The sequence below is a fragment of the Aeromonas sp. s8 genome (assembly GCF_040907785.1).
GTDB classification, from domain to species: domain Bacteria; phylum Pseudomonadota; class Gammaproteobacteria; order Enterobacterales; family Aeromonadaceae; genus Aeromonas; species Aeromonas veronii.
In genome coordinates, this window is record NZ_JBFOCL010000044.1 from 25,159 (window position 1) to 40,558 (window position 15,400).

The 15,400-nt window shown below is 45.8% G+C and carries 13 protein-coding genes; 12 read left to right on the forward strand and 1 reads right to left on the reverse strand.

Going from position 1 to position 15,400, the window contains the following annotated elements:
- The first annotated feature begins 35 nt into the window (after positions 1-35).
- The 12 genes from AB5Y86_RS15660 to AB5Y86_RS15715 all read left to right on the forward strand — a co-directional run bounded on the left by AB5Y86_RS15660 (position 36) and on the right by AB5Y86_RS15715 (position 14,521).
- Entirely contained in the window at positions 36-566 is a 531-nt protein-coding gene (locus AB5Y86_RS15660; RefSeq protein ID WP_368193341.1) for an acyltransferase, read from the forward strand.
- Positions 567-574: 8 nt separating this feature from the next.
- On the forward strand, positions 575-1,696 hold the full coding sequence (locus tag AB5Y86_RS15665; RefSeq protein WP_368193343.1) for a glycosyltransferase family 4 protein: 1,122 nt from the start codon (positions 575-577) through the stop codon (positions 1,694-1,696).
- 4 nt (positions 1,697-1,700) lie between these two features.
- The gene (locus AB5Y86_RS15670) at positions 1,701-2,714 is read left to right on the forward strand and encodes an NAD-dependent epimerase (RefSeq protein WP_368193345.1); all 1,014 of its coding nucleotides are present in this window, start codon (positions 1,701-1,703) and stop codon (positions 2,712-2,714) included.
- Positions 2,715-2,726: 12 nt separating this feature from the next.
- Entirely contained in the window at positions 2,727-3,893 is a 1,167-nt protein-coding gene (locus AB5Y86_RS15675) for a nucleotide sugar dehydrogenase (protein ID WP_368193347.1), read from the forward strand.
- Positions 3,894-3,958: 65 nt separating this feature from the next.
- Positions 3,959-6,703, forward strand: coding sequence for an SLBB domain-containing protein (locus AB5Y86_RS15680; RefSeq protein WP_368193348.1), 2,745 nt, complete (start codon positions 3,959-3,961; stop codon positions 6,701-6,703).
- Between the two features lie 73 nt (positions 6,704-6,776).
- Positions 6,777-7,736 (forward strand): Wzz/FepE/Etk N-terminal domain-containing protein, encoded by a 960-nt coding sequence (locus tag AB5Y86_RS15685; protein ID WP_368193350.1) that lies wholly within the window; start codon positions 6,777-6,779, stop codon positions 7,734-7,736.
- 98 nt (positions 7,737-7,834) lie between these two features.
- A complete protein-coding gene (gene yjbE, locus AB5Y86_RS15690) occupies positions 7,835-8,062 on the forward strand; it encodes an exopolysaccharide production protein YjbE (RefSeq protein ID WP_270693406.1) in 228 nt (75 codons plus the stop codon).
- A 90-nt stretch (positions 8,063-8,152) separates the two neighbouring features.
- Entirely contained in the window at positions 8,153-8,824 is a 672-nt protein-coding gene (locus tag AB5Y86_RS15695) for a YjbF family lipoprotein (RefSeq protein WP_368193352.1), read from the forward strand.
- The gene (locus AB5Y86_RS15700; protein ID WP_368193354.1) at positions 8,821-9,567 is read left to right on the forward strand and encodes a capsule biosynthesis GfcC family protein; all 747 of its coding nucleotides are present in this window, start codon (positions 8,821-8,823) and stop codon (positions 9,565-9,567) included. The genes AB5Y86_RS15695 and AB5Y86_RS15700 overlap by 4 nt, the downstream gene beginning before the upstream one ends.
- Positions 9,564-11,642, forward strand: a complete 2,079-nt coding sequence (locus tag AB5Y86_RS15705) for a YjbH domain-containing protein (protein WP_368193356.1) — start codon at positions 9,564-9,566, stop codon at positions 11,640-11,642. Before AB5Y86_RS15700 ends, AB5Y86_RS15705 begins: the two co-directional genes overlap by 4 nt.
- Positions 11,643-11,764: 122 nt before the next feature.
- A complete protein-coding gene (locus AB5Y86_RS15710; RefSeq protein WP_368193358.1) occupies positions 11,765-13,501 on the forward strand; it encodes a Wzy polymerase domain-containing protein in 1,737 nt (578 codons plus the stop codon).
- A gap of 609 nt (positions 13,502-14,110) precedes the next feature.
- Entirely contained in the window at positions 14,111-14,521 is a 411-nt protein-coding gene (locus tag AB5Y86_RS15715) for an H-NS family nucleoid-associated regulatory protein (RefSeq protein WP_005344269.1), read from the forward strand.
- Between the two features lie 527 nt (positions 14,522-15,048).
- Here the strand turns inward: AB5Y86_RS15715 and AB5Y86_RS15720 are convergent.
- A partial coding sequence (locus tag AB5Y86_RS15720; protein ID WP_368193357.1) for an integrase core domain-containing protein occupies positions 15,049-15,400 on the reverse strand: 352 nt, incomplete at its 5' end.

A 15,400-nucleotide genomic window follows, 5' to 3' on the forward strand; every position in this document is an offset into this window, starting at 1 on the left:
TTCTTCACAACTAAGTTATATTTTTAGAGGCTATTATGCTTTTGATGATGATTAGAGTTGTTCTTGCATACCCAATTAACGTATTACATTCTTTATTTTTTTTTAATAGACTCAAGTTTGATTTTTTAAGAAGCAATTTGCCACTTAATTTATCTATAGGTAATGCTAACGTTAGGTTAGGTGTTAGATTAAGGGTGAGGTTTGGGGTTGTCTTTAATGTTGTGTCAGGGAATTTAGTTATTGGTGATAGAGTATTCTTTAATAATTATTGTTCCATTAATTGCCGAGAGAGTATCACTGTAGGGGATGATGTTTTATTCGGTGAGTCAGTAAAGTTATATGATCATGATCATATGTTCACTGCGCAGTTTGGTGTAATTAAGAATAACTTCAAAACAAAGGGGATTGTTATTGGTAATAACGTATGGTTAGGTTCTAATGTTATTGTTTTGAAAGGTGTGACGATTGGCGATAATGCAGTGATCGCGGCAGGTTCTGTTGTGTCTAAAGATGTCCCTGCATCTCATGTGCTTATTAACGGCAGCATTAAAAAAATCATCGAGTAGGTCTTTAATTGAAAAAGATAGTTGTATCATCCAACACAAGTTGGAGTATATTTAATTTTCGGCTAGAGCTGATTAAATACCTTTCTAAAACATTTCATGTTGAAATAATATCTCCTAAGGATGAGTACACTACAAAACTGCGGGATATGGGTTTCGTTGTTCATGAAATTAACATGGCCTCAAGCTCTATTTCACCATCAAAAGACTTAGATACAATATTTAGTTATTTTCAGACGCTTAATAAATTAAAGCCTGATTATTACTTAGGGTTTACTGCCAAGCCTAATATTTATGGGGGGGCTGTTGCCGGTTTTCTAGGTTGCAAAGTAATTAATAACATTGCTGGTTTAGGACGTACTTTTTCGTCCCCAAGCTTGTTGCAGAGTATGATGAAGGTTTTATATCGCATTGGATTAAGTAAAAGTAACCATGTGTTTTTTCAAAATAAAGAAGATCTCGCCTTGTTTAAACGGAATAATATAATAAAAAATGTCAACTGTTCTGTTTTACCTGGTTCTGGTGTTAATGTTGAACTTTTTTCTTATAAAGAAACTAATGTCTGCAATCCCGAGGAGAAAATTGTCAATACAAAATTCAAGTTTCTTTTTTCTGCTAGATTGTTAATTGAGAAAGGTATACGAGAGTACATTTCTGCTGCTGCAAAATTAAAGGTTATTTATCCATGGTGCGTATTCCAAGTATTAGGAAAATATGGTGATAATACATCGGAGATACCTAAGGAAGAGCTCGATGCGGCTTGTAAAGATGGTATAATCGAATATCTAGGTACCACTGATGATGTCGTATCTATTCTGCATCGTACAGATTGTTTTGTTCTGCCCAGTTTCTATCGTGAAGGTGTGCCACGTTCATTGTTGGAGGCGGGCAGTTGTGGTTTACCGTTGATTACGACTGATTCGGTTGGCTGTCGTGAGACAGTGGTAAATGGGAAAAATGGTTTTTTAGTTGAGCCACGAAATAGTGATGCTTTATTTGAGGCAATGAAGTCCATGGTAGAACTGAGTAGTGATGAACGTAATACCATGGGATTAGCTAGCCGTAACTATATAGTGACAAACTTCAGTGAGTCATTGGTGTTAGAAAAATATCTGCAGGTTTTAACGGAGTAGAAAAATGAAGTATTTGGTAACCGGATCTGCCGGTTTTATCGGTTTTCATGTATGTCAGCGTCTTCTTTCCCAAGGCCATCAAGTTGTCGGTATCGACAATCTCAATGATTATTATGCGGTTTCCTTAAAGCAAAGCCGGCTAAAAAACTTACTATCTACACCGGGGTTCCGTTTTGAACAGTTAGATCTATCTGATCATAGTGGCATTGCTTCTATATTTACGAAAGAAAAATTTCATCGTGTGATCCATCTGGCAGCGCAAGCCGGAGTGCGTTATTCCCTTGAAAATCCGTTTGCCTATGCCGACAGCAATCTGATGGGGCACCTTGCCATTCTCGAAGGGTGTCGTCATAACGGTGTCCAGCATTTAGTCTATGCCTCTTCCAGCTCTGTGTATGGTATGAATAGCAAAATGCCGTTTTCGACCACTGATGCGGTTGATCATCCTGTCTCCCTCTATGCAGCTTCGAAAAAAGCTAATGAACTAATGGCGCATACCTATTCTCATCTGTATGGTATTCCGACCACGGGTTTGCGCTTTTTTACTGTTTATGGACCTTGGGGGCGCCCTGATATGGCGTTGTTTAAATTTACAAAAGCGATGCTTGCCGGTCAGCCCATCGATGTATACAACAATGGCCAACTTAGTCGCGACTTTACCTATATCGACGATATCGTTGAGGGAGTTTTACGTATTGCCGATGTGGTACCTGTAGCTAATTCTGACTGGCAGTCAGAGAAAGGCTCGCCCGCAGACAGCTGTGCCCCTTATCGTATCTTCAATATCGGTAATGGCAGCCCGGTTAAATTGATGGATTTTATTAATGCACTTGAAAAAGCACTCGGTATTGAAGCAATCAAGAATATGATGTCGATGCAAGCGGGTGATGTATATGCCACATGGGCTGATACCGAAGATCTGTTCAAGACCACAGGATATCGACCTGCTATATCGGTGGAGCAGGGCGTGCAAGCCTTCGTCGACTGGTACAAACAGTATTATAAAGTGCAGCACTAAGCGAGGTTAGCTGTGAAAATTGCTATTTGTGGTACGGGGTATGTGGGTCTCTCTAATGCTGTATTGCTGGCGCAACACCATGAGGTGGTTGCTGTTGATGTGATTGCCAGCAAGGTAGAGCTGATTAATCAGCGCCGCTCCCCCATCGTTGACAACGAGATTGAACATTATCTCGCCAGCCATGACTTGAATCTTCGAGCCACTCTGGATAAAACCGATGCTTATCAGGGGGCCGACTTTGTCATTATCGCCACTCCCACCGATTACGATCCCGAGACAAACTACTTCAATACCAGCACTGTTGAGTCCGTTGTCAAGGATGTAGTTGCCATCAACCCCGCTGCGGTGATGGTGATCAAATCCACTATCCCAGTCGGATTTACCGCTCGGCTGCGGGAAGAGCTGGGATGTGACAACCTAATTTTTTCACCAGAGTTCTTGCGGGAAGGGAGAGCGCTTTACGACAACCTGCATCCGTCACGCATCGTGGTCGGTGAGCTCAGTGAACGGGCCCAAGTGTTTGCCAACCTGCTGTTGGAAGGAGCAATCAAGCAGGATGTACCTGTGCTCTTTACTGACAGCACCGAAGCTGAGGCGATCAAGCTATTTGCAAACACCTATCTTGCTATGCGGGTTGCCTTTTTTAATGAGCTAGATACCTATGCTCAGCTTCATGGTCTTGATAGTCGCCAAGTTATTGATGGGATAGGTCTGGATCCACGTATTGGCAGCCATTACAATAATCCATCATTTGGTTACGGCGGTTACTGCCTACCAAAAGATACAAAGCAGCTACTGGCCAACTACAGCAATGTACCGAATAATCTGATCCGAGCCATTGTCGACTCCAATACCACCCGTAAGGATTTTATTGCCGATTCTGTGATCCGTAAAAATCCCCGGCGAGTGGGGATATATCGGCTAGTGATGAAGGCGGGCTCCGATAACTTCCGCGCTTCTGCCATACAAGGTGTGATGAAACGGATAAAAGCCAAAGGTATTGAAGTCGTGATTTATGAGCCGAAGTTGAGCGAATCGGAGTTTTACCGTTCTCGCGTACTCTCTGATCTGGTGGAGTTTAAGGAGAGTTGCGATGTGATTCTAGCGAATCGCATGGTTGATGACTTGGTTGATGTGGTGGACAAGGTTTATACCCGCGATCTGTTTGGCAACGATTAGCATCAGGCTATGGTATTTTTCATGTGCTCGTTTAACTCATTGTTCTAAAACAAGCGCTTTTTGTTATGATGCCACCTACCTATGCCATGGGTGGCATCAATATTGTGTATGTGGTGGATTTTATCAAGATGAAACAAAAGGGATTGCTTCTCTCACTGGTTTTGATGGGCTTACCGCTTATGGCTGCCCCACAAATTACGCCTGAGATGATGGCCAAATTTAAACAGTTATCTCCGGCCCAGCAACAGGCAATGGCTGCTCAATATGGTATTGACCCATCCCAATTAGGAGGGCGTGCCGGAAAAAGCAATGTGACGCCTGTTAATACGGCCCCAGTGGCCGCACCGCGTGAGGTCGATTATAGCCAGGCATCCCAGCGCCCCTTGTTGGCTGGTGTGGCACAAGAGGGGGAGTTACAACCCTTTGGCTATAACGTGTTTGCCGGTGAACCTTTAACTGATGCACCAGTTGTTGACATGCCTGTTACTGATGACTATGTGATGGGACCGGGTGACGAGATCCGAGTTCAGCTCTATGGCAAAGAAAATGCAAATTATTCGCTGGCCATTGGACGTGAAGGCTTTATCGATTTCCCATCACTCGGTCCCATTGCTGCAAGTGGTCAAACTTTTCAGCAACTGCGCAGTGAATTGGAAAATCGGATCAAAGAGCAAAAAATTGGTGTAGAGGCATTCATCAGTTTTGGTGCTCTGCGTACCATGCAGGTATTTGTTATGGGTGATGCATATCGCCCCGGCGCCTATAACGTCAATGGTATGGCTACCGTAACCCAGGCTTTGCAGGCCGCGGGTGGTATCGATACCGTTGGGTCACTGCGAAAGATCCAGGTCAAGCGTGCAGGGCAGAAAGTTATCGATGTTGATCTCTACAAGATGTTGGTATGGGGTGATACCAGCCAAGATATCCGCCTGCGCTCTGGTGATACGGTGTTTATCCCAGCCAAAGGGAGTGAGGTGAGTATCGATGGTCTGGTTAAACGCCCTGCTATTTACGAGCTGAGTGGTCCTGCCGCCTTGTCCAATGTTCTGGGACTTGCGGGTGGGATGAAAGCCGCTGCGCTGAAAGAGATTTCGGTGACTCGCTATGGTGAAACCGGAATGCGGGTATTTAATCTGAACTTGTCAAATCATCATGATCGTCAGTTTGTCGTACGTGATGGCGACAAAATAACAGTCAAGCCTAGCACTACTGAGTACAGTCAGGCTGTAATGGTGAAAGGTGCTGTGGTTCGTGATGGTGCGTTTAGCTATCAGCCAGGTATGCGCATTAGCCGCATTTTGCAAAGTGCTTCACGAGACTTGACATCAGCTGCAGATCTGAATTATGCCCTCGTGGTTCGTGAAGTGGATGCATTACGCAATATCGAAGTATTGCAATTTAATTTGGGGCGTGCACTTCAACTCCCTGGGAGTGAAGATGATCTGCGGTTACAGCCTCGTGATCAGGTTCTGATATTTAGTAATTCTGCGCTTGATGGTATAAATAACTCTACTTTTCATGGTGCTAATTCCGGGCGTGACAACCATCGTCAACGGGCATCTACATCTGATAACTCGGTCGTTACCCCGTCTGCTGATCAGCAACAATTGGCGATGCAATTGCAGCAAGAGCAGCGATCTGTTGTCGACTCGAGTACCGGTGCCATGGTTCGTCAAGGAGAATTGACATCAGAAAAAATGACCCTTGCAAAACTGGGGACTGATAGCAGCACAGTTGTGCAAGCCGCTGCCAGTCGCCAAGCGTTACTTGCTCCTGTAATTGAAAAACTGAAAGCTCAGGCTGCTCAAGGAAAACCGGTACAGATTGCTGAAGTACGGGGTGAAGTGAAGTTTCCGGGAGTGTATCCAATTAGTCAGGTTACCACCACACATGATCTATTGGTCGCAGCAGGTGGGCTGAATGAGCAGGCTAATATCATCGAGCTCTCACGTATTAATGAAGTGGGAGATAATATATCAATTGAAAATTCGCGCTTGGATCTACCAACAGCCAATCGAGTTTTGGGAGCGCCTCAGGTACAGTCCAAAGACAGTCTGAATGTGTTACCTCATCCGCAATGGCGTGAAGAGGCAATAGTGCAAGTATTTGGTGAGGTGAAGTATCCGGGCACTTACACGGTCCGTCGGGGTGAAAGTCTGCAGGATTTGATCCAGAGAGTGGGCGGGATTACTGCGTATGCTAACCCGAATGGTGCAGTTTTTGCGCGTGAAGCGTTGCGTAAACAGGAAGCAGAACGTATAGCGTTGCTGCGTGATGAACTCAAGCAAGAGATTGCGACCATGACACTGCGTCGTCAATCCAGTATTGCAAACTATACCAGCTCACCTGCAGAAGCGATGACGGTAGTTAATCAGCTGGAAAACAGCAAGGCTGTCGGTCGCATGACTATCGATATGCCGGCGATCTTGTCTGGCGACAAGCAGGCTGATGTGATGCTGCAAGATGGTGACAAACTCTATGTGCCCGCATTGCAAAATGTGGTTTCTATTCAGGGGATGGTGCAGTTCCCCTCTTCTCACGTCTATGATGGAAGTCTGAGTGTCAATGATTACTTGAGTCGGGCCGGGGGAACCAAGAAGCAGGCTGATACCGACCGTATCTACGTGATCAAGGCCAATGGTAGTGTGATGCTGCCAAGTGATAGCTGGTTTGGTGGCCGCAAGAGCTTGGAGCCGGGTGATACGATCGTGGTACCTGTTGATTCTGATTATCTGGATAACCTGAGCATCATGACTTCTGCAACCCAGATCCTCTATCAGCTGGGTGTCGCTTGGAATGCAATCAAGTAATGCCATAGTGTATTTGATAACCCATTCAGTCAGGTGGTGAAGGCCACCTGACTTTTCTGAGAGCCGGTTTGTTATGACACAAGTAAAAGAACACTCTCCTTTACCATTGGTAATGAATAGGGGGGGGGAAGATGAAATCGATTTGCGTGAACTGTTTGCGACACTTTGGCGTGGTAAGTGGTGGATAGTTGTCAGTACCTTGCTTGGTGCGGTAACAGCCGTCATTTTTGCAATATCACTGCCCAATATCTATCGCTCAGAGGCCTTGCTTGCACCATCAGCGGAGCAGCAAGGAGGGGGGCTTGCCGCCATGGCTGCCCAGTTTGGGGGGCTTGCCAGTTTGGCGGGGGTGAATCTCAGTAGTGGTGGGTCGGACAAAACGGCGATTGCTGTCGAAATTGGGAAATCTCGTCAATTTTTAAGTCACTTTATTCGCCAACATCAGCTGGAAGTGCCGTTGATGGCGGTGACCAAAGCAGACAAGGCGACTGGGGAATTGGTGATTGATGAAGATGTATACGATGTCGCCAGTAAAAAGTGGGTGCGTGAGCTTCCTCCTGGAAAGTCCGTTGAACCAACAGATTGGGAGTTGGTTAAGGCATTTCGCAATATTGCCAGCATTAGTCAGGATGCCAAATCTGGGTTAGTTACGGTGGCGGTGGAGTACTATTCTCCTGAGTCTGCGAAGCAGTGGGTCGATTGGCTGGTGTCTGATCTCAATGAGGCCATGAAGTTGCGGGATCAGACTGATGCGACACGCAACATTAGCTATCTCAAGGCACAACTTGAAAAAACACCGGTCGCAGATATGCAAAAGGTGTTCTATCAGCTGATCGAGGATCAGACCAAAACCTTGATGTTGACGGAAGTGAATCAAGAGTATGTGTTTAAAACCCTTGATCCTGCTGTGGTAGCTGAGGAGAAAGCGAAACCTAAGCGAGCGTTGATAGCCGTATTGGGGACTTTGCTTGGTGGTATGTTAGGCGTTATGATTGTGCTGGTACGGCATGCAATGGGACGTACACGATCGTAATAGATAAAAGGGCTCATCTGAGAGACTTACTCTGGTTTATTGGTTTGTTTCACGATATCCTTAGTACTTTAAGTCATGTTTAAATAAGGAAACTAGTAATGAAAAAATCAGCGTTGACTCTGGCTGCTTTGTTGGTTCTTTCTTCAAATGCTTTTGCTGCTGAAGAAGCAACAGGGACTGCAGCTGGTTCCACTGCGGGCACTGCGGCTGTTGGTACCACCTCTTTGGTTGCTGTCGGTGTTGGTGCTGCCGTACTGGCAGCGGTTGTTATTTCAGAGGCAAACGACGACTCTACCAGCACTAGCACAACTACTGCTACTAAGTAAGTTGTTTGGTATTTTAATAAGGCTGCCATACTGGCAGCCTTATTTTTGTCACTTTGCAATCATTTTCCAATTCCACTGAGTGACCCGTCTATGTTTCCTCTTCGTTTGTTTATACCTTTGGGAATGTTACTCTTGAGTGGTTGTTCCGCCACCAGTTCAGATACCTATGCAACGCTCCGCTATGCCATTTTGGGGGTAGATGATGTGGAGGTAACCGCTGAAAAGGTGCGAGAATTACCTTATGCCAGCGCCTATCTGCGAGTCGGTGATAATCCACTGGCATTGGTAGTACTTGCGTTTGCAGACCCCGATGGTTCATTGAGCTGGGTGAGCTCTGATAATAAGCTGTTTGTTACTAAATCAGGTCGACTATACAAGACGGTGGGTTTGGAAAATGATCTCTATTCAGTGGCATCAACTTGGCCTGATCCATTACACAAAATGGTAAATGTACCCGATATATCTTTGAACTTGGATGCTATGTCTTGGCAGTATACTGCCGAATGGGAAAAGGATTATCTGAGTGGATATAACATGCGGGCTAAGTTTATATCTGCTGTTCCAGAAAAGTTGTTAATCCTTGATAAATCACATGATGTTATGTTGATTGACGAGTTGGTCAGTCTCGGACATGACCAGAACTCCTGGCATAATTACTATTGGTTTGAGCCTAGTACAGGCAGAGTATTAAAAAGCCAGCAGCAATTGGGGCCGGACTTACCGGTGATTGAAATGACGATATTAAAGCCGTACGCATTATGAAAAAATACCTGACGATCGGTCTCATACCATTTTTTGCTTTGGCTCAAGCTGATGTAAACGTGATTTTTGAACGTCATGCTACAGCGAAGATTGAGTTGCATGATGGTGCCAGACTTGCAGACCTGTTATTTAATGTTCAATTGCCAGATGATATCTATTGGCGTACCGCACAAATAGCGAATGAAAAGACCATAACAGCATTTCAAGCGACTAAAGAACAATTGCTCAAGGATCTTAAAGCACTCCAGGTATTTTGGATGCGAGAGGGTGACAAAGGTTCATTGATCCAGTCAACTCAGCAGTTACTACAAGAGCTGGATAAAATTCCTGTTAGTGGGCGTTTGTCAATCACATTGGATCCTGCTAAATCCAGAATTGATCCGAATAGTAATCCACTTTTAAAAGGGCAGTACACTCTTTTTCTTGCTTCAAGGCCCGATTTTATCTACTTCGTGGGGCTGATTAACGGTCGCAATAAACAGCCACTTCAGCCTGGTGCTAGTTTGGCAAGTTATTGGCATGATTACAGTTTGTTGGCTGGCGCTGCGCAACATGAAGCATTCCTGATCCAGCCTGACGGTTCTATCAGCCGGGCTCCTGTCGCGAATTGGAATAAACTGCATCGTGAACCTATGGCGGGTGCTACGCTCTTTGTCGGTTTTGATCCCCAAATCCTTCCTGAGCAATATAAATATATCAATATTCGTATTGCCAATCTGATTGCTAATCGGGTACCAGAATGATGCTGTCTAAGTTGAAATATATAGCGATCTTTGTTTCAGCGGCTGTTTTTGCTGCAGAGTCTGTTATTGATCCTTATGGTCCTTCACAAGGTGATTTCGGTGGTGCGGGTCTGCTTCAAATGCCTACCGCACGAATGGCCAAAACAGGTGAGTTCAGTGCTAACTATGTTGATAACGACCAGTATCGTCGATGGTCTATCTCTGCGCAGCCATTTGATTGGTTTGAAGCAACGCTAAGATATACAGATGTAAGAACAAAAAAATACAGTCCGTACGAAGAGTTTAGCGGTGACCAAACCTATAAAGACAAAGGAATGGATTTCAAGTTCCGTGTTTGGCAAGAATCCAACTATCTGCCACAGGTGTCACTGGGCTTTAGAGATCTAATGGGGACTGGTCTCTTTGATAGTGAATTTGTGACAGCTAGCAAGCGGTATGGACCATTTGATTTTACTATCGGTATCGGCTGGGGAAATATGGCCGAAAGTGGTAATGTTAAAAACCCATTCTGTGAGTATAAAGATAGCTGGTGTCAAAGGAATAATAGTCACTCCGGTAATGGCGGTAAGTTTGAGTTTGATAGTCTGTTTCATGGACCAGCTGCTCTCTTCGGTGGAATTGAATATCAAACGCCATGGCAGCCACTCAGGTTAAAGCTGGAATATGATGGCAATGATTATAGCAAGGAGTTCGCTGGCCATATTTATCAAGATTCACCTTGGAATGTCGGGGCTGTGTACCGAGTTTTCGAGAATCTGGATAGCCATCTAAGCTGGCAGAGAGGAAACACCTTGATGTGGGGGGTGACTTTTCGGACTAACTTTAATGATATGAAACCCGCTCATATTGATCAGCCGAGACCCATTTATCAGCCTGATCAAGTCCCTGCAACCATGATGGACGTGAAGTGGCAAGCGCTGACTGCCGATTTGAAAGAAAATGCTGGGTGGCAGGATACAGAGTTTTACACAACCACCAATTCTGTGACTGTCATCGGTAAGCAGAGCAAGTATCGTAATAAGAGTGAGGCGATAAAGAGAACCTCTTTGTTAGCAGCAAATTATCTGCCTAGTACGGTTGATGCTCTGAATGTTGTTGAACGTAAGGCGAACTTCCAGTTGCAAGAGACTCGCATCGATCTCCCATCTGTTCGTCGTGCCAATGTGGTACAGGTGTTGGGAGAAGAACAGCATGAAAAATCGACGGTTCAGGCTGTAGGAAAAATTCAGGGAGAATCCATCTATGCATCTGAGCGCAAAGCTTTTTCATACTCTTTTGATCCAGATCTAACGCAATCATTTGGTGGCCCTGAGTCTTTCTATATGTATCAGTTAGGCATTAACGCAAATGCCGATTGGCGTATAAATGAAAACAACAGTTTGCAAGGAACGCTGTTTGTCAATCTGGTGAATAACTACGATGAGTTCAATTATAAAGCGCCTCCTCCAGATGGTGCGGCTTTACCACGAGTTCGTACGTGGATTCGTGAGTATGTAGATTCTTCAAATCTATTACTCAACAACTTGCAGTTAACCCATATGCAACCACTTGCTCAAGATTGGTACGGTCAAGCTTATGGGGGATATTTGGAGATGATGTATGCTGGCGTCGGGAGTGAGGTGCTCTATCGTCCATACGGTAAGACTTGGGCCATTGGCGTTGATGCGAACTGGGTGAAACAGCGAGACTGGAACAATACCCTGAAAATGGCTGATTATGATGTCATGACTGGACATGTGACTGCGTATTGGCAGTTACCATTCATGAGTAATGTCACCGCCAAAGTCTCCGTAGGTCAGTATTTGGCTGGTGACAAAGGAGCTACATTCGACTTATCCAAACGGTTTGATTCGGGCGTTGTCTTGGGGGGGTATGCAACATTTACCAATGTCTCTGCAGACGAGTATGGTGAAGGTAGCTTTACCAAAGGAATTTATGTCACGATACCGTTTGATTTGATGCTGCTCAAGCCAACAACCGCGAAAGGAAGCATTGGATGGGTTCCTTTGACACGGGATGGAGGTCAGATGTTGAGCCGCAAGAATGGTCTTTACGGTTTGACAGAGCTGCAGTAATCAAAAGTTGCATAGAGCCGATCTTTTTTCATCAAACAGGGCGAGCAGTTGTAAACTGTTCGCCCTTTTATTACCTACCCAAGATATATGGCAATCTGCAGAAATTATGCTAGGAATGCATGATGATTAAAAACATAAATGGTGTGTTTGGCGTACTCTTTATCGCCTATTGGTTGTTCGGTATGCATTTTTTTATGCACAACCCGGGAGGATCAGGGCTGTATCTGCCCTTTAACGCATGGGGATGGGTATTTGCCTCGCTGGCTATTGGATTGGGATTGTGGCAGGTGACGTTACGTCAACGTCTGGCCTTTTCTCCATTACAAGCGGGTTTATGGATAGGATCTCTCTTGCTACTGCTCCCGATCTTCTATCCAGGTTTTGCACTCAAGGATTATGCTATTCCCCGATTGCTGGGACTTTTTGCTGGCCTACTGTTTTTGTTTGGGCTCTATCAATGGCGCTTTGATAAAAAGCGTGATCGCTTGCTCTATCTCATCCTGATTGCGATCGCGATGGAGGCAGTGCTGGGTCTGGTGCAGTTCTACATGTTGATGCCAGGTAACTGGATTGGCTATGACACTAAAGCCAATCGTCCATACGGGATATTTCAACAGCCAAACGTGATGGCGACGTTTATGGCAACTGGACTTGCCCTTTCTATCTGGCTGGAATTACGCCGAGAGGGTGGTCGATTGCTGATGGTGTTGCGCTATGGCGTCATTCTATCTGCAGCACTGCTGCTCGTTGTTTTGCAATCCCGAGTGGGGCAGTTAGGCGGTCTGCTAGCACTGTTTTTACTGATGCCTCAGCTTTATCGACAGCGGCTGTTATGGCGTATAGTGGGTCTGGTTATTTTGGCTGTAGCGATTGGCCTGTTATCACAATATTGGCTGGCTGGAGCAAAACGCGGATTAGAGATCTATCAGTCCGGTGGTATGCGCTCTATTTACTGGCCTTACGCGGCAAAACTGATTGCACAGGCTCCCTGGAGTGGTTGGGGATACGGCAGTTTTGAATCTGTTTTTCTTCATCACTACATGGCTGATAAAGCACTGAATCCGTCCATGGTGCAGATTGAGTACAATCTTGACCACCCCCACAACGAGTTTCTCTATTGGGCTGTTGAGGGCGGTATTGCACCCATGGTCGGCATGGTGATCATGGGAGGCGCATTATTATGGCGTCTGGCTAGTGTGCGTTGGGTAAATGCCATGGGGCTGTTTGCCCTGGTTACGCCGATATTGCTTCATACCCAGACGGAATACCCGCTCTACCATGCGATCGTGTTGTGGTGGCTTTTGCTGACGCTGATTTATATCATTGATACCGAAATTGAAGAGACCAACCTGGCGAGTCAGGGGGGCTCATCATGGTGGGATATGGAGTGCCGACCATGGTTGTTACTGCGATTTATGGCGATCGCTATCCCGCTGCTGGTTGTTCCCTTTATGCTCACAGCAATTCACACCGCATGGGTAGTCACAAAGTACGAAAGAGGTGGGTATAAAGAGCCGACCTTGCTACTTGATATCATCAATCCCATGGCTTGGTTGACCCGAGTGGAATTTGATGTGAACTCGGTTCGTCTGATGGTGGGCTTGCAGACAAATAACAAGACCGAACTGGAAGCTTACCTGGAGTGGGGGCAGGCATTCGTACGCCATACACCCCGTGCCAACATATACGCCAATATGGTGATCGCCCTTAATGCATTGGGTCGTACAGAGGAAGCCAATGCGATGCGGGCAGAAGCACTTAAGCTCTATCCAACCGAGCCCCTTTTAACTGAGTCTGCTTCACAGGCAGTGATTAGCGGTGTTGACCAATCAGGCAAGAATATAACCAAAAATAAATAGTGCTATTTGGATACATAGAAAGCCAGCCCTTAAAAAACGGCTGGCTTTTTATTTTTTTCCTTCTGGGCAACCAGTATCTGAACAGTCTGTTTTCGGACGCATGCGTCTGTCAAACGAGCGACGAAAAGCATATTTGAAATGTCACATTTTGTTTTCAACTAATTGATTAATATGTAATTTTATTGGTGGCGCCGAATGGGTTAATAGTCAATTGTGAGTATCCCCCTCATCATCGGGTGAAGGGACAGGCTCTAGACGTGTTCATTGCTAAACAGATAGGCATAGTCTTGTCACATGATCTTGAACGTATGGTAGAAATGTGTGCTCAGGCTTATAAAGCAGGTTACCGAGTTAGTTTTGTTGGATGCTGAACTGGAAATTAATGAGTCTTGAAATACCGATGTTTCTTGAACACAAGATGGTAATCACCTCTCTACCCAGAAGATCTGCATTCCAGCCAGTTTGTTATTGATAGTGGCAAGCATTCGATCTTGATGGTGAAATTTAAGAAAAAAAGAACGTTAATATAGAAAAACTGTATGTTCTCGCGAATTGTCCATGCTATTCTGAAACAGTTATCCCTGTAACCGACTTTTTTGTGAGGAAATAATGAACGAGTTTCTGAAAGTTCTGCTGAACATTCGCAGTTTGCGTGCGGCTATTCGTGAGCTGCCGTTTGAGCAACTGCTGGAAGCTAAAGAGAAGTTTGACCTGGTTTACCAAGAGCGCGCCGATTCTGTTGAACAGGAGCGTGCTGAACAGGAAGAGCGTCAGCGCAAGCTGAATGAATTCACCGAAATGCTGCAGCAGGCTGGTATTGATCCTCGCGAGCTGCTGGCGACTGCCGCAGCTCCGGCTGCTGCGACTGGCGCTGCCAAGAGCAAGCGTGCTCCGCGTCCGGCTAAATACAAGTACGAAGAAGATGGCCAGGAAAAAACCTGGACCGGTCAAGGCCGTATGCCGAAAGCCATTGCTGCTCAAGTAGCACTGGGTAAAGACCTGAACGATTTCCTGATCTAATTCGTCAGGTTCAGAGATTGAATAATGCCGCCCTTGGGCGGCATTATTTTTTGCTTTTTTACTCGTCGTTATCCAATCCGCCTTCTGACGCTCTGCTATCTACATCCTCGCTTGTATCCTTTTTACCGTCGTTTCACCGCACTGTTACTTTGCTCAATATCCCTCGCTGTTTGCGATTAATTTTGTCGTGCAGGATTAACTGCGTGATATTGCTATTTGTATAGGTCGTGCAGATACGTGTTTCGGATATGTCTCTTACGATTCACGGGGCGTAGCTCGGCAAGAGCCGAGCTCTCTGCTGATGGAATATCCGGTAATCGTTATCTCCGGTCAGGGAGCGTGAGGGATAGAGATAGCCGTAAGGTATGGCCGGTATATTCAGGGTCGCCGATGCATGTAATTGGCTGCGCTGCCATGACTGCCCCTGATAATGGGCAATGAAGTTCGGCTGCAGTGTGGGAGAGGAAATTCTGTATGGTGTACAGATCTAGTTATCACCTGACACCGGCCTCAAACCGGTGTCTTGTTTACGCTACTTTAGTGCGCACTTCCTTCGGTATCAATTTCAGACCCTTCTTGAACATGCTGTAGGGGGTTTGACCCTCCATCATCCTGCCTTGATGTGGCCACTGGGTGTTGTAGTGCTCCAGGTAGCTATCCAGGTCTGTCTGCATCTGCTCTACCGACTCATACCAGGTCGTTCTCCCCTTGATACGGAAGTGTTCATCCAGCAGTGTGCGATGCAGCCGCTCGATAAAGCCGTTGCTCTGCGGCCTGCGCACCCTGGTGGTTCGGTGCTCAATCCCCTCCAGTTGCAGGAACAGCTCGTAGGGATGGTGGTCAGGGCGCCCACAGAACTCGCGCCCGTTATCCGACAGG

Bases quoted from the DNA above. Each gene is read 5' to 3' on its own strand.
- AB5Y86_RS15660 (WP_368193341.1), top strand. From the start codon at position 36: ATGCTTTTGATGATGATTAGAGTTGTTCTTGCATACCCAATTAACGTA.
- AB5Y86_RS15670 (WP_368193345.1), top strand. From the start codon at position 1,701: ATGAAGTATTTGGTAACCGGATCTGCCGGTTTTATCGGTTTTCATGTA.
- AB5Y86_RS15680 (WP_368193348.1), top strand. From the start codon at position 3,959: ATGATGCCACCTACCTATGCCATGGGTGGCATCAATATTGTGTATGTG.
- AB5Y86_RS15685 (WP_368193350.1), top strand. From the start codon at position 6,777: ATGACACAAGTAAAAGAACACTCTCCTTTACCATTGGTAATGAATAGG.
- yjbE (WP_270693406.1), top strand. From the start codon at position 7,835: ATGAAAAAATCAGCGTTGACTCTGGCTGCTTTGTTGGTTCTTTCTTCA.
- AB5Y86_RS15695 (WP_368193352.1), top strand. From the start codon at position 8,153: ATGTTTCCTCTTCGTTTGTTTATACCTTTGGGAATGTTACTCTTGAGT.
- AB5Y86_RS15700 (WP_368193354.1), top strand. From the start codon at position 8,821: ATGAAAAAATACCTGACGATCGGTCTCATACCATTTTTTGCTTTGGCT.
- AB5Y86_RS15705 (WP_368193356.1), top strand. From the start codon at position 9,564: ATGATGCTGTCTAAGTTGAAATATATAGCGATCTTTGTTTCAGCGGCT.
- AB5Y86_RS15710 (WP_368193358.1), top strand. From the start codon at position 11,765: ATGATTAAAAACATAAATGGTGTGTTTGGCGTACTCTTTATCGCCTAT.
- AB5Y86_RS15715 (WP_005344269.1), top strand. From the start codon at position 14,111: ATGAACGAGTTTCTGAAAGTTCTGCTGAACATTCGCAGTTTGCGTGCG.